A 20,310-nucleotide genomic window follows, 5' to 3' on the forward strand; every position below is an offset into this window, starting at 1 on the left:
ATCGTGACGCTTACCCAAGCCGTTGAGCAGGCCATGGCGGCCCAAGGTCCACTGGCACGTTCGGTAGAGGGGTTCAGGCCGCGCGAAGGCCAGCGGGTGATGGCCGATGCCATCGCAAAGACGCTGGAACAGGGGGGGGTGATGGTGGTGGAGGCTGGGACCGGGGTTGGTAAGACCTTTGCGTATTTGTTGCCGGCCTTGTTGAGTGGTGGGCGTACCCTGATCTCAACGGCAACCAAGGCCTTGCAAGACCAGCTGTTTGGCCGCGACATTCCGCAGTTGCTCGCTGCCCTGGGGCTGCCCACCCGCGTGGCGCTGCTCAAGGGCCGAACCAGCTACCTGTGCCTGAGTCGCCTGCAACAGGCAAGGCATAGCGGTATGTTGCCCCGCCCTGCAGATCTGCGAGCATTGGCATCTGTAGAGCACTGGGCCTTGGTGACACGCAACGGTGATTTGGCGGAGCTGGCGGCTCTGGATGAACAGTCACCAGTCATTCCGCTGGTTACATCGACCCGGGAGAACTGCACAGGTACACAGTGTTCCCAGTTCCAAGGCTGTCATGTCTACCGGGCCAGGCGTGAGGCGATGGCTGCCGACGTGGTAGTGATAAACCACCACCTGTTTTTTGCAGACTGGAATGTGCGCGAATCTGGGGTTGCAGAGTTGTTGCCCACCGTAAACGCCGTTGTGTTTGATGAAGCGCACCAACTCAATGAAATTGGCATCCAGTTTCTGGGCCGCCAGTTGGGAACGGGGCAGTTGCTGGCGTGGGGGAGGGATTTGGTCACGCTCGGGCTGCTGCATGCGCGGGGATTTGCCGATTGGCAAGAGCTTGCCATGCGCCTGGAAGGGGCGCTGGCAGAGTGGCAACTGGCGTGCAAGGCACCAGCTGCCCCTCAAACCCGATTGCGATGGGTAGGGGAGGCACCTCAGGGTGTTGTGCCTGCGCAGTGGCATCAGGTCCTGGCTCAAGTGGATAGGGCTTTGGCTGATGCCATTGCCGCATTGACCAGCGTGGCAGGGGCAGCAGAGGCCCTTGTTGCCCTGCATTCACGGGCCCTGGCGCTAGTAGAGCAGCTGACGCATTTCCGTCAGCCCCCAACAGACGGCGGTGTGCGGTGGATTGAAAGTGGCATACGCTTGCGGATGCAGGAGTCGCCGTTGACGATTGCGGATGCACTGCGTGAGCGTCTGATCGAGAGTGGCGACGTGCACGCAGGCCCTGCGTGGGTTTTTACGTCTGCGACCCTGGGTCAGGATGCCGGTTTGGCTTCTTTCGTGTCTACGCATGGACTGGAAGGGGCCCAAGTCCTGCAAGTTTCAAGTCCCTTTGACTATGCGCGACAAGCGTGCCTCTATGTTCCTGCAGGCTTTCCCAAGCCTTCAGATACGCGCCATAGCGACGAGGTCGCAGAATTGGTCGGGCAGGCAGCGCATCTATTGGGGGGGCGGACCCTCGTTCTGACGACCACCTTGAGGGCAATGCGGCGCATTGCTGACATATTGCGCGCCCGCTTGCCCGAATCCGGCTCCTTGCAGGTGCTGTTGCAAGGCGAGGCATCCAAACGCGAATTGTTGGCCCGCTTTACAGGAGCGGGTGAGTCTGGCTATGTCCTGGTCGCTACGGGCTCCTTTTGGGAAGGTGTGGATGTGCCTGGCGATGCTTTGCAGTTGGTGGTGATTGACAAAATTCCTTTTGCCCCTCCCGATGACCCGGTGGTGGAGGCGCGCTGCCTTCAGCTGGAAGCAGAGGGTAAAAGTCCCTTCACCTGTTACCAGCTACCCCAAGCAGCCATGGCGCTCAAACAAGGCGTTGGGCGCTTGATCCGGCGTGAGACAGACCGTGGCGTGTTGGTGATTTGTGACGTGCGGTTGCTGCAGATGGGTTATGGCCGAAGTCTGCTGGCGAGCTTGCCAGACATGCCTCTGCTGGGACATGTCGAAGAGTTTCACCAAGCGCTGCGTGCGCTTACCAAACCTTCCACCATGGATCCGTATTCGTCTTTCCGCCTCTGAGTACATAGTCAGATTGCGGATAGTTCTTTTCCAGAATTCGCTTGGCATCATCACGCAGTTGCTCCATGCCCAATGCGTCATACGATTTGTACAAGATGAACAGCGCCTCCTCGATGGCGGGCACGTCGCGGTAGTCCGTGACCGCTTGTTGAGCCCGGTTGGCAGCAGCAAGGTAGGCACCACGCTTGTAGTAGTAGCGGGCCACATGCACTTCGTACTGTGCCAGGGAGCCAACGATATAGGCCATGCGTTGCCGAGCGTCGGGTGTATAGCGTGAATCGGGAAAGCGCGAACTCAACTCTTTGAAGGATTCAAACGATTCTTTTGCCGCCTTCTGGTCCCGCTCAGACAGGTCCTGTCGCGTAATGGACGAGAGCAGTCCCAGGTCATCGTTGAAGTTGATGATGCCCTTGAGGTAGAGGGCGTAGTCTAGTGCCGGACTCGCAGGGTGCAGTTTGAGAAAGCGGTCTAGTGTCGCAAGGGCTTGCGCAGGCTCGGCCGCTTTGTAGTGCGCATATGCTTTATCCAGCTGTGCCTGTTGGGCCAGCGGTGTACCGGCAGCACGAGCCTCCAGTTTTTCAAGCAACGGAACAGCCTTGTCCCATTGGGAGGAGCCCATTTCATCTTTGGCTTCGGCGTACAGGCGGTTGGGGCTCATGCCGGCTGTCTTGTCGATAGGGGTCGATGAACATCCGGCTACGACCAGCGATACGGCCGCCCATAGTGAGGCATAAACGACCGATAATTTCACACGCAGCATCTTGGGGACCTTCTTGAATCAGACCGGCGGAATTATATCGACGCATACCAGTGAGCCCGATTCGGAAGACGAGGCATTGGATGGGGTTTCTGAGGTTGAGCTTCGCAAGGTTTCGGTCAATGCGGAACAGCATGGTGAGCGTATCGATCGTGCCCTGGCTCTTGCTGCTGGCGAGTTTTCTCGCAATTACCTGCAGCAATTGATCGATGAAGGGGCCGTGACCCTCAATGGCCGGGCGGTTGGCAAACCCGCTCTGCGCGTCAAGGCTGGCGACGTCATTGCAGTGGAGCTGCGACCTACCCAGCAAAGCCAAGCCTTCAAGGCCCAGGCCATGGATTTGGAAGTTGTCTACGAAGACGCCCACCTTTTGGTCATCAATAAGCCAGCCGGTTTGGTGGTGCATCCTGCACCGGGGAACTGGAGCGGGACCCTGCTCAATGGTTTGTTGGCCAGAGATCCTGAGTTCGCAAGTGTTCCGCGAGCCGGTATCGTGCATCGGCTGGACAAGGACACCAGTGGATTGATGGTTGTTGCTCGTACGCGTGCGGCTATGGATGCCTTGGTCAAGGCGATCGCCGCACGTGAAGTCAGTCGGCAATATTTGGCGCTGGCCCACCAGCCTTGGAGGGGTGGGGCACAGGTAACTGTGGACAAACCCATCGGACGAGACCCCCGCAATCGCTTGCGTATGGCTGTGGTGGATTTATCGGTTTCCCCGGGTAAGCAGGCCAAGACGGATGTGTTTTGGCAGGCCAATTCGGTCGCAGGATGTTGGGTCCGTTGTGCCTTGCATACTGGGCGAACACACCAGATTCGCGTGCATATGGCCTCGCTGGGGCATCCCTTGGTCGGTGATGTGCTGTACGGAGGGCGCCCCGAGTCCGGTATGCACCGGCAGGCCTTGCATGCATTTCGTCTGGCTTTTCACCACCCGGTTACCGGGGTGTGGCAGGAATTCCATGCCGAACCGGCCGCTGATTTTCTGGCTCTTTTGGCCTTGTGGGGGCTCAGTTACAATCCCAACGCAGGTCCGGGAGGACACTGATGCGCCCAAGCCCACCGCTTGTGGCCAGCCACCCATGCGCTGCCAACGCGCCGATTGCCAACGACGATCATTGTGATCGCTCAATTTGCTGGTGACTTTTTCGAAACGTCGTGACTATGAACATGGTCGATGCCAAGCGAGTCCTTGAGACCGCTTTGATGTGTGCACAACAACCATTGCCGCTGAAAAACATGCGGGAGCTGTTTGCGGATGCGATTGGTGTGGATTCCATCAAGCAAATGCTGGAGGATTTGCGCAATGATTGGGCCGGGCGCGGCATGGAGTTAGTCAATGTGGCTACAGGGTGGCGCTTTCAGAGTCGTCCCGAAATGCGGGAATTCCTTGATCGCCTGCACCCTGAAAAACCTCCCAAGTACACCCGCGCCACGTTGGAAACTTTGGCCATCATTGCGTACCGCCAGCCTGTGACCCGGGGTGATATGGAGGATATTCGCGGGGTAACGATTAGCTCTTTGTTGATCAAGCAGTTGGAAGACCGGGGTTGGGTCGAGGTGATTGGTCACCGTGAGGCGCCCGGCAGACCTGCCCTGTTTGCTACCACCAAGCAGTTTTTGGATGATTTAGGGATTGCTTCTCTAGACCAGTTGCCTTTGCTGGAGCCCCCTGCCCAAGCAGGTGATGCACTCGTTGAGATGGCATCGGCCCTGGAAGACCCCGTCAGCCCAGCTACAGCAGGTGATGCGGGTCCTCAAATGACGATGTCCCTCGACGCACCCCTTACCCTTGAATCTGAAATGGGTCCCACACATGAATGAAGCCCCTGAAATCATGCCTTCTGATGCCACCGAGCAGGTCCAGACGCCGTCTGTAGCTGGGGTGGCGCCGCCCGTGGAGGCAAAGGTAGCTACCGATAACAGCACCGTGTACCGGTTTGAGGACGTGGTGTCCGGCCAGTTTGATGCTGACGATGCTGCCGAAGAGTTGTCTCCCCCAAAACGGGTGTTGCAACCTCAGGCAGAGACTCCCAAGTTACACAAGGTCCTTGCGCAGTCCGGAATGGGATCTCGCCTTGAGATGGAGCAACTTATTCTTGAGGGCCGTATATCCGTCAATAACGAACCGGCCCATATCGGTCAGCGCATCCAGTTTGGCGACAGTATCAAGGTTAATGGCAAACCGATTCGCTACCGAATTGATCCGCCGCCAGCACGTGTAATTGCGTACCACAAGCCTGCGGGTGAGGTGGTGACCCATGATGACCCGCAGAATCGCCCCACTGTATTTCGCAAGCTGCCCAAGTTACAGCAAGGCAAATGGCAATCGGTTGGGCGTTTGGACTTGAATACTGAAGGTCTCTTGCTCTTCACCAGCTCTGGCGAATTGGCCAACAACCTCATGCATCCGCGTTTTGGACTCGAGCGCGAATATGCAGTACGCGTTTTGGGGGCCTTGAGCAAGGAAGAGAAGCAGGCTTTGCTCGATGGTGTTCAGTTGGACGATGGCATGGCGCAATTCGGCTCTATCGAGGAGGGCGGTGGCGAAGGGTCCAACTGTTGGTACCGTGTCACGATTTCGGAGGGGCGCAACCGAGAAGTGCGCCGTATGCTGGAGTCTGTGGGACATGCAGTGAGTCGGCTGATCCGAATTCGCTATGGTGCCATGGTGCTGCCTCGTGGCCTGAAGCGAGGCGCTTGGATGGAGCTTGACGATGGAGATATCCGCGCCTTGGCGCAAGCCGCTGGAGCTGCGCGCCCTCGGGCAGATAGTCCCGGCGATGGTGCAGGGCGCACTGCAAGGGCGTCAGGCAAACGCAACCCCGCTCGCGGCCGATCGTCAGGGGGGCGAGGGCCTTCCCATCCAAAAGCCAGTCCTGCTCCAGGCACGAATTCTGGCCGTGCGGGCAGTCGCAAAGAAAAGCCTGTCGATCGCCAGGCAAGCGCCCAACCTGATCCCATGAAAACGTCTTTTGGGTATATCGGTGCCGACAGTTTCTCACGTCAACGCCAAGAGGGCACTGGCCGACCCCGCGGCGGGCAGGGTGGGCAGCGCAGAGGCGGCCGGAGTCGTTAATCGCAGTGTAAAATCCAGCGCTTTGCCTTTGCTAGGGCAAATGTCTCTTCACTCATAACAGGAATCCTATGGCTATCGAACGCACACTCTCCATCATCAAGCCCGACGCAGTTGCCAAAAACGTGATCGGCCAAATCTACGCCCGCTTTGAGGCTGCTGGCCTGAAGGTTGTTGCTGCGCGTATGGCGCACCTGTCTCGCGGTGAAGCAGAGGCTTTTTACGCAGTTCACAAAGCTCGTCCTTTTTTCAAGGATTTGGTCGATTTCATGGTTTCCGGTCCCGTGATGATCCAAACCCTGGAAGGTGAAAACGCCATCCTGAAAAACCGTGACCTGATGGGCGCTACCGATCCCAAGAAGGCTGCTCCCGGCACCATTCGTGCTGATTTTGCAGACAGCATTGATGCCAACGCCGTGCATGGTTCTGACGCAGCGGAAACCGCCGCTGCCGAAATCGCGTTCTTCTTCGCTGGCATGAACGTGTACTCCCGCTAAGACATGCAATGACGGCCAATCTTCTTGAATTCGATCTTGAGGGATTGGCCGCTTTTTGCGAGCGGCTTGGGGAGAAGCGTTTCCGGGCTACGCAGCTGTTTCGCTGGATTCACCAAAGAGGGGCCTCATCCTTCGATGACATGAGCGACCTAGCCAAGTCTTTGCGCGAAAAACTGAAGACTTGTGCCGAGATGAAGCCGCTGGCGGTGATTACCCAGCACATATCGGCAGATGGCACCATCAAGTGGTTGTTCGACGTTGGTGGTGGTGACGCTGTGGAGGCGGTTTTCATTCCGGAAGATGATCGCGGTACGTTATGCATCTCCTCCCAGGCGGGCTGTGCGGTCGGTTGTCGTTTTTGTTCCACCGGGCACCAGGGCTTTAGCCGCAATCTGACTACTGGCGAGATTATTGCCCAGTTGTGGTTCGCGGAACATTTTTTGCGCAAACACCTTGGTGTTAGTCAGCGCGTTATTTCGAACGTGGTGATGATGGGAATGGGTGAGCCGCTGCAAAACTATGCAGCGTTGGTTCCCGCACTGCATGTGATGCTCAATGACAATGCCTATGGGCTGTCGCGGCGCCGGGTCACAGTATCAACCTCGGGCGTAGTGCCCATGATGGATCGCTTGGGTGCTGACTGCCCCGTCGCATTGGCTGTCTCTCTGCATGCGCCCAATGACGCTCTGCGCGACAACTTGGTTCCTTTGAACCGCAAATACCCTTTGTCTGAGTTGCTGGATGCTTGTCGCCGTTACTTGGCTTTTGCACCAAGGGATTTCATTACCTTTGAATACTGCATGCTCGACGGTGTCAACGACACTCCCGCGCATGCGCGAGAACTGGTTGCGTTGGTGAAGCTTGTAGATGGGCATGCTGTTTCCTGCAAGTTCAACCTGATCCCTTTCAATCCGTTTCCGGCCTCCGGGCTCAAGCGCTCCAGCGCAGCTCAGGTGCAGGCCTTCTCCAAGATTCTGAGTGACGCTGGTATCGTGACCACCGTACGGAAAACACGCGGTGATGACATTGACGCTGCCTGCGGTCAGTTGGCGGGTGATGTGAAAGACCGTACGGATGTAGCGAAGCGCATGTCCAAGCAGCGAACCGTTATGCTCCAGCCGGTAATGGAAATAGCTCGCACTGAGCCGACAAAGGGAACCAATGCCTGATTTGTTTTTCTCTGCCCGTTCGTTATGGCACTGCCTTAAAAGTCTATTGGTGCTGGGTGCCTTGGCGCTGATAATTTCAGGTTGTGCCTCCAGTTCGCAGCCCGCAGCCCCCGGAAGTGATTTGTTGACAGAGTCGGATGAGACTTTGGCACGAAAACGTGCTCGAATCCGACTAGAACTGGCAGTGGGGTATTACAACAACGGGCAGACTACGATCGCGCTAGATGAATTGAAGCAATCTATTGCCGCGGATCCCACCTTGTTGGAGGCCCACAATTTACGTGGCCTCATATACATGCGATTGAATGATGCCTCACTGGCGGAAGAGAGTTTTCGCAAGGCCCTGCAAATCAACCCGCAAGCTTCCTCCGTGCAACACAATTTCGGTTGGTTGTTGTGTCAGCAAGGGCGCATGGCAGAGTCGAGCCGTCAATTTCTTGCCGCCATCTCTGAGCCAAGCTATGTGGACAAGGCCAAGTCTTGGATGGCCATGGGCGTCTGCCAAGCCAAGGCCGGACAGCGGATGGAGGCTGAAGCTAGCTTGCAACGCGCATATGAACTAGACGCCGGTAGCCCTGTGACAGGCTACAACTTGGCCTTGGTACTTTTTCAACGTGGAGAGTATGTACGCGCGCAGTTCTACATCCGCCGCATCAATAACGCGGATTTGGCCAATGCAGAGTCTCTGTGGTTGGGTATCAAGGTGGAGCGAGCGTTGGGTAATCGCGATGCGGTTGCGCAGTTGGGGGCGCAGCTCAGCAAGCGCTTTCCGCAATCCAAGGAAGTAGGCTTGTTTGAACGCGGGGCATTTGATGAGTGAGGTCAGTTCTTTGCCGACGGCAGATTCGGTAGTGTCAGACGAATCGCCTGCTCTTGTTACTGCCGGGGCCTTGTTGCGGGCCGCACGCGAGGCCGCGGGGCTGCATGTGGCGGCATTGGCCGTGTCGATGAAGGTGCCAGTCAAAAAATTGGAAGCGCTGGAGGCAGATCGTTTTGACTTGCTTCCGGATGCCGTTTTTGTACGTGCCTTGGCTTCCAGTGTGTGCCGTACGCTGAAAATAGACCCGGCGCCAGTCTTGTCCAAATTGCCGCATCAACACGTTCCTCGCTTGGGGGCCAGTGAGGGCGGCATCAATACGCCTTTTCACGCAGCGGGAGAAAGGCGTTCATTTTCTGTACCTGCAGCCCTCAGGCAGCCTGCGGTCATTGTCGTGATGGTTTTGTTGGCGGCAGCACTGGGGGTCTTTCTCTTCCCGGAATGGCAAGCTGACACAGCAACCAATGCAGTGTCCATTTCCCCAGAGACTGTGCAGCTGATGCCGACAAGCAGCAGCGATGCACCGGATCCCGTTCCGCCAGTGGCGGTGGAGCCGGTTGCAATAGCCGCTGTGGCTGTCGCGTCGGCGCCAGAGGTATTGACCCAGTCCCCACCAGTCGTTGTTGCACCGGTTGCGGTCGCTGCGCCTCCATTGGGTGTGGGCAGTGCGCCTGTGCCGCTTGTCGGACAACACTTGGTGTTTCGTGTGAAAGGTGCGTCATGGGTGGAGGTTACTGACGCCAAGGGTCAAGTTTTGATGCGTAGAAACTTGATACAAGGCGATGATGTAGGCGTCTCTGGAGCGCTGCCTTTGTCGGTGGTCGTTGGGCGTGCTGACGTCACTGACGTGGAGGTAAAAGGTAAGCCCTTTAATTTGGCTGCGATTGCCAAAGACAATGTTGCAAGATTTGAGGTGAAGTAGTGGAAAGCGGCTCTCCTGTTCCGATGATTGTTCCCCAGTTGCGCGACTCCTTGCAAGCGCGTGTGGTATGGGGTGGGAATGTGGTAACCGTGGGCGGCGGTGCCCCTGTGCGCATCCAGTCAATGACCAATACTGACACAGTTGATGCAATTGCCACAGCGATTCAGGTCAAGGAATTGGCCTTGGCCGGTTCTGAAATGGTGCGCATAACGGTTAACACACCGGAAGCCGCTCAGGCAGTGCCTTACATCCGTGAACAGTTGGATCGCATGGGCATAGCGGTTCCGCTTGTTGGGGATTTTCACTATAACGGCCATCGTCTGCTCAGTGAATTTCCAGACTGTGCCCAGGCACTGTCCAAGTACCGCATCAACCCTGGCAATGTGGGCAAAGGCGACAAACGGGATAAGCAGTTTGGCCAAATGATCGAGGCCGCTGTGAAGTGGGATAAAGCCGTTCGTATTGGCGTGAATTGGGGCAGTTTGGATCAAGATTTGCTGGCGTCTTTGATGGACAAGAACAGCAAGCGCATCGAACCTTGGGATGCCAAGCAGGTGATGTACGAGGCATTGATCCTTTCGGCCTTAGAGTCTGCCGAGCGTGCTCAGGAGATCGGCCTAGCTGCGGAGCAAATCATTCTGTCTTGCAAGGTCAGTGGTGTGCAGGATTTGATCTCGGTGTATCGGGCATTGGCACAGCGTTCACGTTATGCCCTGCACTTGGGTTTGACCGAGGCCGGAATGGGCACGAAAGGAACGGTGGCGTCTACCGCTGCTTTGTCGGTACTGTTGCAGGATGGTATCGGCGACACCATTCGAGTCTCTCTGACACCAGCTCCCGGTGAAGCTCGAACTCAGGAGGTAGTGGTCGCCTCCGAAATCTTGCAGTCTCTCGGCTTGCGAAAGTTTGTGCCAAGCGTTACAGCATGCCCTGGATGCGGGCGGACAACGAGTACCACCTTTCAGGAACTCACGAAGCAGATTGATGATTTCTTGCGAGAAAAGATGCCGGTCTGGCGTTCTGCCTACCCAGGGGTAGAGAGTTTGAAGGTTGCGGTGATGGGCTGTATCGTGAATGGCCCTGGTGAAAGTAAACATGCGGATATTGGCATCAGCTTGCCAGGAACTGGCGAGGCGCCCGCCGCCCCGGTTTTTATTGATGGTGAAAAGCGCATGACCCTTCGTGGTGACGCTATCGCTGCGGAGTTTCAGGCGGTAGTCGAAGACTACATTCGGCAACGGTTCGCGCCGTCCTCCCAAAACACTTGATTTGATTGCATATGGATGAGAAGGCAGTTCCGCGCAAGGCGGAGAAGTTGGTTGGCGTAAAAGGGATGAATGACATCCTGCCGCCAGAGTCGGCACGTTGGGAGTGGTTCGAGTCGATGATTCGTGTCTGTATGGCGCGTTATGCCTTTCGCAATATCCGAACACCTATCCTTGAACACACTGCACTGTTTGTGCGCGGCATCGGTGAGGTCACAGATATCGTTGAGAAGGAAATGTACTCCTTCGAGGACCGCTCTGACAAACATGGCCAAGCCGAACATCTGAGCATGCGTCCGGAAGGGACTGCCGCTGTTGTGCGTGCAGTGGTTGAGAGCAATTTGCTCTATGACGGTGGCAAGCGATTGTTCTACATGGGGCCGATGTTTCGGCGCGAAAAGCCCCAGCGTGGCCGTTACCGTCAGTTTCACCAGGTCGGTGTCGAAGCGCTGGGGTTTGCCGGCCCGGATACCGATGCGGAAGTGATTTTGCTTGCCACTTCTCTTTGGAAAATGATTGGCCTTACCGATGTTCGCCTGGAGTTAAACAGCTTGGGTCAACCTGCAGAGCGGGCGCAACATCGTGCACAACTGATTGCTTATTTTGAGAAGCACGTAGACCAACTGGATGAAGAAGCGAAGCGCAGACTACACAGCAACCCCTTGCGCATCCTAGACACCAAAAACCCGGCTATGCAGGAATTGGTCGCTGGAGCACCGCGTCTATTGGATTTCTTGGGTACCGAGTCTCTTGCTCACTTTGAAGGACTCAAAGCCATTCTCGATGCCAACGGTATTGCCTACACCATCAATCCGCGTCTGGTGCGTGGACTCGACTACTACAACCTGACAGTTTTCGAGTTTGTTACGGACCGTTTGGGGTCTCAAGGCACGGTTTGTGCGGGTGGCCGTTATGACGATCTGGTTGTGCAGATCGGTGGCAAGCCAACACCTGCCGTTGGCTGGGCCTTGGGCATTGAACGTGTGCTCGAACTCTTGAAGGAGCAAGGCGGGCAAACCCCTCTGCAGGTGCCACATGCGTATGCTGTGGTGCCTGATGCCGCTGCCATGCCGCAGGTGTTGCGGACATTGCAACAACTGCGTGAGCTGGGCGTTTGCGTACAAATGCATGCCGCTGGTTCTGAAGGGATGGGTAGTTTCAAGTCGCAGTTCAAGAAAGCGGATGCCAGTGGCGCTGCATTTGCCTTGGTGTTCGGTGCCGACGAGTTGGCGCAGGGCCAGGTTACGGTGAAGCATCTGCGCGATGGTGTGGGAACCCAGACTATGCAGCCACTGGCTCATGTCGCGCAATGGGCGTCCAGCCTACAATTCAACGCTTAAACGGATACCTTTTATGGCAAATCACCTCGATCTCGAAGAACAAGAACAACTCGACCAGCTGAAGCATTTCTGGAACCAATATGGCAACCTGATTACGGGCTTGCTGATCGTGGTGCTGGGCGCATTCGCCGCCTGGAACGGTTACCAATACTGGCAAAAACGCACAACAGCCCAAGCCTCGGTGATGTTCGAGGAGGTCGAAAAAGTCTTGCGCAGTGGTGATTTGGTGTTGGCTGAGCGTGTGTTCAGTGATATGAAAGAGCGCTTTGGTTCGACGGTGTATGCGCAGCAGGCCGGTCTTTCGCTCGCCAAACTGGCCTACCAGGGGGGCAAGGTCGACTTGGCCAGAGGTGCCTTGACCTGGGTGGGTGCAAGCCAAGCAGATGCGGCCTATGCAGCGGTGGCCAAGCTGCGACTTGCAGGGGTTCATATCGACGCCAAGGAGTTCGAGCTTGCCTCCAAGGTTCTGGCTGAAAGTTACCCTGCATCGTTCAATGCGTTGGTGTCAGACAAGAAGGGTGATTTGTTGGTAGCGCAAGGAAAAGGCGCGGAGGCTATCCCCGAGTACCGTAAAGCTTGGGCTGGATTGGATGCCCGGGCGGAATACCGTCGTTTAGTGTCTGTGAAACTGGGGGCCTTGGGAGCATCCGAAACGGCGGTTGATTAATGATGGTGTTGTCTGTGTTGCGTCAAGTGTGCCGGAGCCTCTGTGTTGTCGCATTCGCTGCGGCGGTCGCTGCATGTTCTGGTCCGAGCAAGCCGGTACCCAAAGAATTGGGTGCCAACATCGGGCTTATCGGGGTGAAATCTGCTTGGACCGCCCAAGTCGGCCCTCTGGATGCGACCACGCAAGCGCATGTGGTTGGCGCGCAGGTCTTGCTCTCATCTGCAAATGGAACTGTGACGGCCCTGCAAGGTGAGACGGGACGTGTGGTGTGGCAATTGGGTGTTGGTGCTCCCTTGGTCTCAGGTGTGGGGGGCGACGGTCAGACGTTCGCTGTCGTTTCGGAGGCTGGTGAACTGATTGCCTTGTCTTCTGACAAGGTGCTGTGGCGCCAGCGCATGGGGGCTTTGAGTTTGACAACCCCCCTAGTTGCAGGCGCACGCGTTTTTACCCTTTCAGCGGATCGCACTGTCACGGCTTTTGATGCCGCGAGTGGTCAACGTCTGTGGCAAATGCAACGCACTTCGGATCCATTGGTATTGGGACAAGCAGGCGTCCTGATGGCTGTTGGGGACACCTTGGTGGTGGGTGTTGCAGGCCGTCTTTTGGGCTTGAATCCTCTGAATGGAGCCGCACGATGGGAGGTGCCCGTAGCCGTGAGTCGCGGTACCAACGAGGTTGAGCGCCTCGTTGACCTGGTGGCAGGCGTAAGCCGGCTGCAGAGCAATGTATGTGTCCGCTCTTACCAAGCTGCGGTTGCCTGTGTCGATGCCAGCAAAGGAGCCCTGTTGTGGAACAAGGCGGCTGCGGGGATGACAGGATTGGCAGGAGATTCCGAGTATGTTTTCGGTACCGAGGCAGATAGCAAGCTGATGGCTTGGAGTAGAAGCTCGGGTGAACGTGTTTGGGTATCTGAGACCCTGCGCTGGCGCGGCTTGGGGACGCCGTTGGTGGCTGGCCAAACCTTGGTGGTCGGCGACAGCTCAGGTTTGTTGCATTTTCTCTCGCGGACCGATGGTGCTCCGATGGATCGCGCTAGCACGGATGGTTCGTCGATCGTGGGTGCCCCGGTGCTCGTTGGTAAGACATTAATTGCCGTTACGCAAAAGGGCGGCGTTTTTGCGTTCCGACCCGAATAAGTTTGAAGGGTCTAGAAGCATGAAACCAGTGATTGCCTTGGTGGGGCGCCCCAACGTGGGTAAGTCCACGCTATTCAATCGATTAACCAAAACGCGGGATGCGATCGTTGCAGACTACGCAGGTTTGACGCGGGATCGCCACTACGGCAACGGCAAACAAGGTAAACACGAATTCATCGTGATTGATACCGGAGGTTTTGAGCCTGACGCCAGCAGCGGTATTTATCGTGAAATGGCTAAGCAGACTCAGCAAGCGGTGGCTGAGGCGGACGTGGTTGTATTTGTCGTGGATGCGCGCGGCGGATTGTCGGCACAAGACCATGACATCGCCAAATACCTCCGCAAGTTGGGTAAGCCTTGTCTGGTGATTGCCAACAAAGCCGAAGGCATGAAAGAGGGCGTCCAGCTTGTCGAGTTTTATGAACTGGGACTGGGCGAGGTTTTTCCCGTGTCTGCAGCGCATGGCCAAGGCATTCGCTCTTTGGTGGACATGGCCTTGGACCGATTGGGTTGGACCTTGCCCGATGAGACCGATACGGTTGAAGACCCAGCAGTCATCAAGCTTGCTGTCGCAGGCCGACCCAATGTTGGTAAATCCACCCTCATCAATACGTGGCTGGGTGAAGAGCGATTGGTCGCCTTTGACATGCCAGGAACGACCAGAGATGCCATTTCTGTGCCTTTTGAGCGTGGTGGGCAGCGATTCGAACTCATTGACACGGCAGGATTGCGCCGCAAGGGCAAGGTTTTTGAGGCGATTGAGAAGTTTTCTGTTGTCAAAACTTTGCAGGCCATTGAGTCGGCCAGTGTGGTGCTGTTGCTCATCGATGCGACCCAAGGCGTGACTGACCAGGACGCCCACATTGCTGGCTACATCTTGGAGTCCGGTCGTGCCGTAGTCGTAGCCGTCAACAAATGGGATGCAGTGGACGATTATCAGCGGGAGCTGGTCCGCCGTTCGTTGGAAACTCGACTGGGTTTTCTCAAATTTGCTGCGTTGCACATGATTTCTGCGCAGAAACGTCAAGGCTTGGGGCCTGTGTGGGACTCAATCGCCCAGGCGCACCGTGCCGCCAACTGCAAAATGCCAACACCTGTGCTTACGCGCTTGCTGTTGGAGGCCGTACAGTTTCAGACCCCTAAGAAAAATGGCGCATATCGCCCCAAGCTGCGATACGCCCATCAGGGGGGCATGAATCCGCCCATTATCGTGATCCATGGCAACTCGCTGGAGCACGTGACGGAGGCCTACAAGCGCTTTCTGGAGGGGCGTTTCCGCAAGGAGTTCAATCTTATTGGTACCCCCTTGCGCATTGAAATGAAGTCCTCCACCAATCCTTACGCAGACAAGGATGACCGCTAGGCCTGTGGCGATCAGCCCGGGCCAAGTCCGGGCTTGCGCGGCTGTGGTATCGTCCAACTTCATTCACTCTTGAACACGGAGAATATCGTGAGCAACAAAGGCCAACTTTTACAAGATCCGTTCCTCAATGCCTTGCGCAGGGAACATGTGCCGGTGTCCATTTATTTGGTTAACGGCATCAAACTTCAAGGCCAGATCGAATCGTTTGACCAGTACGTGGTGCTTTTGCGTAACACCGTGACCCAAATGGTCTACAAACACGCCATCTCTACCATCGTTCCCGGGCGGGCTGTGAATTTGGCAGCTGTTCCAGAAGACAACGCCACTGCGTGATGCGGGGGGCTGTTGCCCCATCCGCTTGCGCTGGTCCAGACGCCTTCACCCGTTTGACATCCCGAACTCCGCCAATCGTTGCGCCCACCATATTGGTTGGCGTCGATTTGGGTGTACCCAACTTTGATGCAGAGCTGGAGGAGTTGGGCTTGCTGGCGCAGACCGCAGGCCTGACCCCGGTAGCCCGTATTACGTGCAAACGCCGTGCACCTGACGCTGCCTTGTTTGTAGGGTCGGGCAAGGCGGATGAAATCAAGCTACTTGCACAGCAGCATGGTGCTACAGAAGTCCTGTTCGACCAGAGCCTAAGCCCTGGCCAACAGCGCAATCTGGAGCGGCACCTTGAGCTGCCAGTCAATGACCGCACTTACCTGATTCTGGAGATTTTTGCCCAGCGTGCGCGTAGTCATGAAGGCAAACTCCAGGTGGAATTGGCACGTTTGCAGTACCTCAGCACCCGTTTGGTTCGTCGTTGGTCGCACTTGGAGCGGCAGACGGGTGGGGCAGGTGTGCGCGGTGGTCCGGGAGAGAAGCAGATCGAGTTGGACCGCCGCATGATCGATGAGACCATCAAGCGCACCAAAGAGCGTCTCTCCAAAGTCAAGCGCCAGCGCCAGACACAGCGCCGTCAGCGCGAACGTCGAGATGCCTTCAATATTTCGCTGATTGGGTATACCAACGCAGGCAAGTCCACATTGTTTAACGCCATGGTCAAGGCTCGCGCCTACGCGGCCGATCAGCTGTTTGCGACTTTGGATACCACGACACGCCAACTCTATTTGGGTGATGCACAGCGCACAGTGTCCCTGTCGGATACCGTAGGTTTCATCCGAGACCTTCCGCACGGGCTGGTAGATGCTTTCCAGGCGACTTTGCAGGAGGCCATCGATGCGGACTTGCTGCTGCATGTTGTCGATGCATCCAACTCCAACTTCACTGAGCAAATTGAACAAGTTCAATCCGTGCTGGCGGAAATCGGTGCGGACCAGATTCCGCAGTTGCTGGTATTTAACAAAGTGGATGCCTTGCCGCCAGAGCTGCAGCCGCTGCGGATGGAAGATACTTACGATTTGCATGGGGTACAAACCCCCCGCGTGTTTGTGAGCGCTCGTGAAAACTTGGGCCTCCCGCTTTTGCGCCAGCACTTGGCGGCTTTTGCCAGCGCGGGCCCCAAGGCAAGCCTTGCTGATGAGTATTCCCCTGAGCCCCATGGGGCCGGTTCGTAATTGGGCACAATCCCGAACTGTTGTACGCGAGACAAAAACATGAAACTATCCCTGCCAAATCCCCCCAAGGTCTGCTGGCCTCAGTGGATGCGCAATATGTTCAACCTGAACGACTCCCGCTGGGGCCGTGGAGATGATTCTTCTGCGCCTTCCGAGCGGCCAGAAGGCGCAGCACCGGAGAGCGATCCCCCCAAACCTGCGAATCCCCCGCAAACGCAACCAGACCGTCGCGGTGCCGCGCAGTCGGGCCCACCGGATCTCGACGAGTTGTGGCGGGATTTCAGCCGCAAGCTTGGCGGTTTGTTTGGTGGAGGCTCTGGTCCAAGGGGCGGCAACGGCGGTGCTTCGGGCGGCGGGTTTCAGCCCGACATGAAGAGCGCCGGGATTGGCGTGGGACTGATCCTGGGGGTTTTGGCCCTGATTTGGTTGGGTACTGGCTTCTTCATTGTGCAAGAAGGCCAGCAGGCTGTGATCACCCAGTTTGGCAAGTACAAGTCCACGGTCAATGCCGGTTTCAACTGGCGCCTGCCGTTTCCGATTGAAAAGCATGAGCTGGTGTTTGTCAGCCAGATCCGCTCGGTGGACGTGGGACGCGACACCGTGCTCAAGGCGACCGGACTGAAAGAGTCCGCCATGCTGACGGAGGATGAAAACATTCTCGACATCAAGTTTGCTGTGCAATACCGTTTGAGTGACGCCCGCGCATTCCTGTTCGAGAGTAAAAACCCGAACGACGCTGTGGTGCAAGCTGCAGAAACTGCGGTACGCGAGGTCTTGGGCAAAATGAAAATGGACGCAGCCTTGTCAGAAGAGCGTGATCAGATTGCGCCACGCGTCCGTGCCCTGATGCAAACCATCCTGGATCGCTACAAGGTGGGCGTGGAAATTGTGGGCATCAACTTGCAGCAAGGCGGCGTGCGTCCTCCTGAGCAAGTGCAGTCGTCTTTTGATGATGTGCTCAAGGCGGGCCAAGAGCGTGAGCGCGCCAAGAACGAGGCCGAGGCCTATGCGAATGATGTCGTGCCTCGCGCGGTGGGTACCGCATCGCGCTTGAAAGAGGAGGCGGATGCCTACAAGGCCCGTGTGGTCGCGCAAGCACAGGGTGATGCGCAGCGCTTCCGCTCGGTGTTAGCAGAGTACCAGAAGGCGCCTCAGGTCACCCGTGACCGCATGTACCTGGACACCATGCAACAAATCTATGGCAACGTGACCAAAGTGTTGGTGGAGTCTCGCCAAGGCAACAGCATGTTGTATTTGCCGCTCGAGAAAATTCTGCAGATGAATGCAGCCCCGGCTTCAGATGCATCAACACCTTCCACTGCCGCCCAGCCGGCTACCCCTGCCGCGCCCATTGTGAACAATGATGCCCGCAGCCGTGACGCTGCCCGCTCGCGCGAACGCGATTCCCGCTAGGACCCGACCATGAACCGCATTGGATTTATTCTCTCTTCGCTGCTGGTGTTGCTGGCTTTGGCCAGCTCCACCTTGTTTGTGGTGGATCAGCGCCAATTTGGCGTGGTCTACGCCTTGGGTCAGATCAAAGAAGTTATTACCGAACCCGGTTTGAACTTCAAGCTGCCCCCGCCTTTCCAAAATGTTTCTTACATCGACAAACGACTGCTGACCTTGGACAGCACCGACGCTGAGCCGATGTTGACGGCGGAAAAGCAGCGTGTTGTGATCGACTGGTACGTACGTTGGCGCATCACAGAGCCAACCGAGTACATCCGCAACGTGGGCTTGAACGAAAGTGCGGGCGCCAGCCAGTTGAACCGCGTGGTGCGCAACGCTTTCCAAGAAGAAATCAACAAGCGTACGGTCAAAGAGCTGCTGTCGCTCAAGCGCGAAGCGCTGATGGCTGACGTCAAGGCCGAGGTGCTGGACAAGGTCCGTGGCGCCAAGCCGTGGGGGGTAGATGTCGTGGATGTGCGCATTACGCGTGTGGACTATGTAGAGGCCATCACCGAGTCGGTGTACCGCCGTATGGAAGCTGAACGCAAACGCGTGGCCAATGAGTTGCGTTCCACCGGTGGTGCTGAGGGTGAAAAAATCCGTGCGGATGCAGACCGCCAGCGCGAAATCACCATCGCCAATGCCTACCGCGATGCCCAGAAGATCAAGGGTGAGGGCGATGCCGAAGCTGCGCGTATTTACGCCGAGGCGTTTGGCAAAGACCCACAGTTCGCCCAGTTCTACCGCAGCCTGGAGGCCTACAAGTCCAGCTTTGCGAACAAGAGTGACGTGATGGTGCTGGACCCTTCGTCTTCCGAATTCTTCAAGGTGTTTCGCAACGGTGGTGGCAGCGGCCCCGGTGCTGCCAAGAAATAAGCCTTGAGCGCCGACACCCTGTGGATGGCGCTCGCCCTGGTGCTGGTGGTGGAGGGGCTTTTCCCTTTTCTGTCACCCGCCAGGTGGCGGCGCATGTTCACCCAGCTCTTGCAACTCAACGATGGCCAGATCCGCTTTTTCGGATTGGCGAGCATCTTGTTGGGCTTGTTGACGATTTGGTGGCTGCTGCCCTGAAATCCGGGTCTCAAGCCCGGTAAAATCGCTGTTTTAACAGCCCCCTCCAATTCCATGTCTGCTTGGGTCCTGCCGGATCACATTGCCGATGTGCTGCCGTCTGAAGCGCGCCACATCGAAGAAATACGTCGAGACCTGCTGGACATGGCGCGCTGCTATGGCTACGAGCTGGTCATGCCGCCTTTGCTGGAGCACCTGGAGTCGCTGCTCTCGGGCACCGGCGAGGCGCTCGATCTGCAAACCTTCAAACTGGTGGACCAGCTCTCGGGTCGCATGATGGGCTTGCGGGCTGACAGCACGCCCCAAGTTGCCCGCATTGATGCCCATTTGCTCAATCGCCGTGGTGTGACCCGCCTGTGCTATTGCGGCCCGGTATTGCACACGCGGCCTGCAGCGCCGCACGCCACGCGTGAGCCGCTGCAGTTCGGTGCCGAAATCTATGGTCACTCCGGGTTGGAAGCGGATCTCGAAATTCTGACCCTCGCATTGGATGCGCTGAAGTCTGCCAACGTTGGCACCCTCACCGTGGACTTGGCCGATGCTCGCATCGTGGAGGCTTTGCTGGCACTGTCGGGGCTGAGCGCCGCCCAGCAGGTGCAGGTACACGCGGCCTTGGCAGCCAAAGATCGCAGCGAGCTGGCTACCTTGGTGCAGCACTGCCCGGCTGCCACGGCCCAGGGTCTGCTTGCGTTGGTGGACCTGTATGGTGATATCGCTGTTTTGGCGCAAGCCCGCAGCGCATTGCCAGATCTGCCGGGCATCCGCGAAGCGCTGGCCAATCTGGAGTGGCTGGCTGGCCATCTGGACGGCGTGCGCGTGTCCTTTGATTTGGCAGACTTGCGTGGTTACGCCTATTACACCGGTGCACGCTTTTCAGTCTTTGCCGCCGGTGCCAGTGATGCCTTGGCACGCGGCGGTCGTTATGACGAAGTGGGTTCCGTGTTTGGCCGTAAGCGGCCCGCCGTGGGGTTCAGCCTGGATGTGAAGATGCTGGCCGGTGCCGCAGCAGTGCGTCCTTTGCGCGCTGCCGTGCGTGCGCCATGGGGAGAAGCGCCAGCCTTGCGTGCTGCCATTGCGCAGCTGCGCCAACAGGGCGAAACCGTGGTGTGTGTCCTGCCGGGGCATGAGAGTGAAGTCGATGAGTTTCAGTGCGACCGCGAATTGGTGCAAACCGCCGGTCAGTGGGTCGTAACAGCAATTTAA

The 20,310-nt window shown here is 57.1% G+C and carries 20 protein-coding genes; 19 read left to right on the forward strand and 1 reads right to left on the reverse strand.

Features of this window, described 5'->3' with window-relative positions:
- The first annotated feature begins 3 nt into the window (after positions 1 to 3).
- Positions 4 to 2,016, forward strand: coding sequence for an ATP-dependent DNA helicase (locus CHU94_RS09315; RefSeq protein WP_369597393.1), 2,013 nt, complete (start codon positions 4 to 6; stop codon positions 2,014 to 2,016).
- Here CHU94_RS09315 and CHU94_RS09320 read toward each other — a convergent pair.
- Positions 1,970 to 2,776 carry an outer membrane protein assembly factor BamD gene (locus CHU94_RS09320; RefSeq protein WP_094478989.1) on the reverse strand — a complete coding sequence of 269 codons (807 nt, stop codon included), beginning with the start codon at positions 2,774 to 2,776 and terminating at the stop codon, positions 1,970 to 1,972. The two genes, CHU94_RS09315 and CHU94_RS09320, sit on opposite strands and share 47 nt — an antisense overlap.
- Before the next feature lie 76 nt (positions 2,777 to 2,852).
- Between CHU94_RS09320 and CHU94_RS09325 the strand changes: the two genes are divergently transcribed.
- From CHU94_RS09325 to CHU94_RS09410, 18 genes are all read left to right on the forward strand, one after another.
- Positions 2,853 to 3,821 carry an RluA family pseudouridine synthase gene (locus CHU94_RS09325; RefSeq protein ID WP_255033906.1) on the forward strand — a complete coding sequence of 323 codons (969 nt, stop codon included), beginning with the start codon at positions 2,853 to 2,855 and terminating at the stop codon, positions 3,819 to 3,821.
- 116 nt (positions 3,822 to 3,937) lie between these two features.
- Complete coding sequence (gene scpB / locus CHU94_RS09330) at positions 3,938 to 4,597, forward strand: SMC-Scp complex subunit ScpB (RefSeq protein WP_094478993.1); 660 nt, start codon at positions 3,938 to 3,940, stop codon at positions 4,595 to 4,597.
- Positions 4,590 to 5,852, forward strand: coding sequence for a pseudouridine synthase (locus CHU94_RS09335; protein WP_094478995.1), 1,263 nt, complete (start codon positions 4,590 to 4,592; stop codon positions 5,850 to 5,852). The genes scpB and CHU94_RS09335 overlap by 8 nt, the downstream gene beginning before the upstream one ends.
- Before the next feature lie 68 nt (positions 5,853 to 5,920).
- Positions 5,921 to 6,346, forward strand: a complete 426-nt coding sequence (gene ndk / locus CHU94_RS09340) for a nucleoside-diphosphate kinase (RefSeq protein WP_094478997.1) — start codon at positions 5,921 to 5,923, stop codon at positions 6,344 to 6,346.
- An 8-nt stretch (positions 6,347 to 6,354) separates the two neighbouring features.
- Positions 6,355 to 7,515, forward strand: coding sequence for a 23S rRNA (adenine(2503)-C(2))-methyltransferase RlmN (gene rlmN, locus CHU94_RS09345; protein WP_094478999.1), 1,161 nt, complete (start codon positions 6,355 to 6,357; stop codon positions 7,513 to 7,515).
- Positions 7,508 to 8,335, forward strand: a complete 828-nt coding sequence (pilW, locus tag CHU94_RS09350; RefSeq protein WP_094479002.1) for a type IV pilus biogenesis/stability protein PilW — start codon at positions 7,508 to 7,510, stop codon at positions 8,333 to 8,335. Before rlmN ends, pilW begins: the two co-directional genes overlap by 8 nt.
- Positions 8,328 to 9,254, forward strand: a complete 927-nt coding sequence (locus tag CHU94_RS09355) for a helix-turn-helix domain-containing protein (protein ID WP_094479004.1) — start codon at positions 8,328 to 8,330, stop codon at positions 9,252 to 9,254. The genes pilW and CHU94_RS09355 overlap by 8 nt, the downstream gene beginning before the upstream one ends.
- Before the next feature lie 23 nt (positions 9,255 to 9,277).
- Complete coding sequence (gene ispG / locus CHU94_RS09360) at positions 9,278 to 10,522, forward strand: flavodoxin-dependent (E)-4-hydroxy-3-methylbut-2-enyl-diphosphate synthase (RefSeq protein WP_094479006.1); 1,245 nt, start codon at positions 9,278 to 9,280, stop codon at positions 10,520 to 10,522.
- An 11-nt stretch (positions 10,523 to 10,533) separates the two neighbouring features.
- Positions 10,534 to 11,859 (forward strand): histidine--tRNA ligase, encoded by a 1,326-nt coding sequence (gene hisS, locus CHU94_RS09365; RefSeq protein WP_094479008.1) that lies wholly within the window; start codon positions 10,534 to 10,536, stop codon positions 11,857 to 11,859.
- 13 nt (positions 11,860 to 11,872) lie between these two features.
- Positions 11,873 to 12,526 carry a tetratricopeptide repeat protein gene (locus CHU94_RS09370; RefSeq protein ID WP_094479010.1) on the forward strand — a complete coding sequence of 218 codons (654 nt, stop codon included), beginning with the start codon at positions 11,873 to 11,875 and terminating at the stop codon, positions 12,524 to 12,526.
- A gap of 2 nt (positions 12,527 to 12,528) precedes the next feature.
- The gene (gene bamB, locus CHU94_RS09375; RefSeq protein ID WP_255033907.1) at positions 12,529 to 13,662 is read left to right on the forward strand and encodes an outer membrane protein assembly factor BamB; all 1,134 of its coding nucleotides are present in this window, start codon (positions 12,529 to 12,531) and stop codon (positions 13,660 to 13,662) included.
- A 19-nt stretch (positions 13,663 to 13,681) separates the two neighbouring features.
- Positions 13,682 to 15,025, forward strand: coding sequence for a ribosome biogenesis GTPase Der (gene der / locus CHU94_RS09380; protein ID WP_094479014.1), 1,344 nt, complete (start codon positions 13,682 to 13,684; stop codon positions 15,023 to 15,025).
- Positions 15,026 to 15,094: 69 nt separating this feature from the next.
- Positions 15,095 to 15,358, forward strand: a complete 264-nt coding sequence (gene hfq, locus CHU94_RS09385) for an RNA chaperone Hfq (protein ID WP_094479016.1) — start codon at positions 15,095 to 15,097, stop codon at positions 15,356 to 15,358.
- 89 nt (positions 15,359 to 15,447) lie between these two features.
- Positions 15,448 to 16,584, forward strand: coding sequence for a GTPase HflX (hflX, locus tag CHU94_RS09390; RefSeq protein ID WP_255033908.1), 1,137 nt, complete (start codon positions 15,448 to 15,450; stop codon positions 16,582 to 16,584).
- 39 nt (positions 16,585 to 16,623) lie between these two features.
- Positions 16,624 to 17,997 (forward strand): FtsH protease activity modulator HflK, encoded by a 1,374-nt coding sequence (gene hflK / locus CHU94_RS09395; RefSeq protein ID WP_094479018.1) that lies wholly within the window; start codon positions 16,624 to 16,626, stop codon positions 17,995 to 17,997.
- A gap of 9 nt (positions 17,998 to 18,006) precedes the next feature.
- Positions 18,007 to 18,912, forward strand: a complete 906-nt coding sequence (gene hflC / locus CHU94_RS09400) for a protease modulator HflC (RefSeq protein ID WP_094479020.1) — start codon at positions 18,007 to 18,009, stop codon at positions 18,910 to 18,912.
- A 3-nt stretch (positions 18,913 to 18,915) separates the two neighbouring features.
- Positions 18,916 to 19,107: a DUF2065 domain-containing protein gene (locus CHU94_RS09405; protein WP_176451980.1), complete on the forward strand. Its 192-nt coding sequence runs from the start codon at positions 18,916 to 18,918 to the stop codon at positions 19,105 to 19,107.
- Positions 19,108 to 19,161: 54 nt separating this feature from the next.
- The gene (locus CHU94_RS09410) at positions 19,162 to 20,310 is read left to right on the forward strand and encodes an ATP phosphoribosyltransferase regulatory subunit (protein ID WP_094479024.1); all 1,149 of its coding nucleotides are present in this window, start codon (positions 19,162 to 19,164) and stop codon (positions 20,308 to 20,310) included.

The organism is Rhodoferax sp. TH121, from assembly GCF_002251855.1.
Lineage (GTDB): Bacteria > Pseudomonadota > Gammaproteobacteria > Burkholderiales > Burkholderiaceae_C > Allorhodoferax.

Bases quoted from the DNA above. Each gene is read 5' to 3' on its own strand.
- CHU94_RS09335 (WP_094478995.1), top strand. From the start codon at position 4,590: ATGAATGAAGCCCCTGAAATCATGCCTTCTGATGCCACCGAGCAGGTC.
- scpB (WP_094478993.1), top strand. From the start codon at position 3,938: ATGAACATGGTCGATGCCAAGCGAGTCCTTGAGACCGCTTTGATGTGT.
- der (WP_094479014.1), top strand. From the start codon at position 13,682: ATGAAACCAGTGATTGCCTTGGTGGGGCGCCCCAACGTGGGTAAGTCC.
- CHU94_RS09410 (WP_094479024.1), top strand. From the start codon at position 19,162: ATGTCTGCTTGGGTCCTGCCGGATCACATTGCCGATGTGCTGCCGTCT.
- CHU94_RS09320 (WP_094478989.1), bottom strand. From the start codon at position 2,776: ATGCTGCGTGTGAAATTATCGGTCGTTTATGCCTCACTATGGGCGGCC.
- pilW (WP_094479002.1), top strand. From the start codon at position 7,508: ATGCCTGATTTGTTTTTCTCTGCCCGTTCGTTATGGCACTGCCTTAAA.
- hisS (WP_094479008.1), top strand. From the start codon at position 10,534: ATGGATGAGAAGGCAGTTCCGCGCAAGGCGGAGAAGTTGGTTGGCGTA.
- rlmN (WP_094478999.1), top strand. From the start codon at position 6,355: ATGACGGCCAATCTTCTTGAATTCGATCTTGAGGGATTGGCCGCTTTT.
- CHU94_RS09355 (WP_094479004.1), top strand. From the start codon at position 8,328: ATGAGTGAGGTCAGTTCTTTGCCGACGGCAGATTCGGTAGTGTCAGAC.
- hflC (WP_094479020.1), top strand. From the start codon at position 18,007: ATGAACCGCATTGGATTTATTCTCTCTTCGCTGCTGGTGTTGCTGGCT.
- ndk (WP_094478997.1), top strand. From the start codon at position 5,921: ATGGCTATCGAACGCACACTCTCCATCATCAAGCCCGACGCAGTTGCC.
- hflK (WP_094479018.1), top strand. From the start codon at position 16,624: ATGAAACTATCCCTGCCAAATCCCCCCAAGGTCTGCTGGCCTCAGTGG.
- bamB (WP_255033907.1), top strand. From the start codon at position 12,529: ATGGTGTTGTCTGTGTTGCGTCAAGTGTGCCGGAGCCTCTGTGTTGTC.
- ispG (WP_094479006.1), top strand. From the start codon at position 9,278: ATGATTGTTCCCCAGTTGCGCGACTCCTTGCAAGCGCGTGTGGTATGG.
- CHU94_RS09370 (WP_094479010.1), top strand. From the start codon at position 11,873: ATGGCAAATCACCTCGATCTCGAAGAACAAGAACAACTCGACCAGCTG.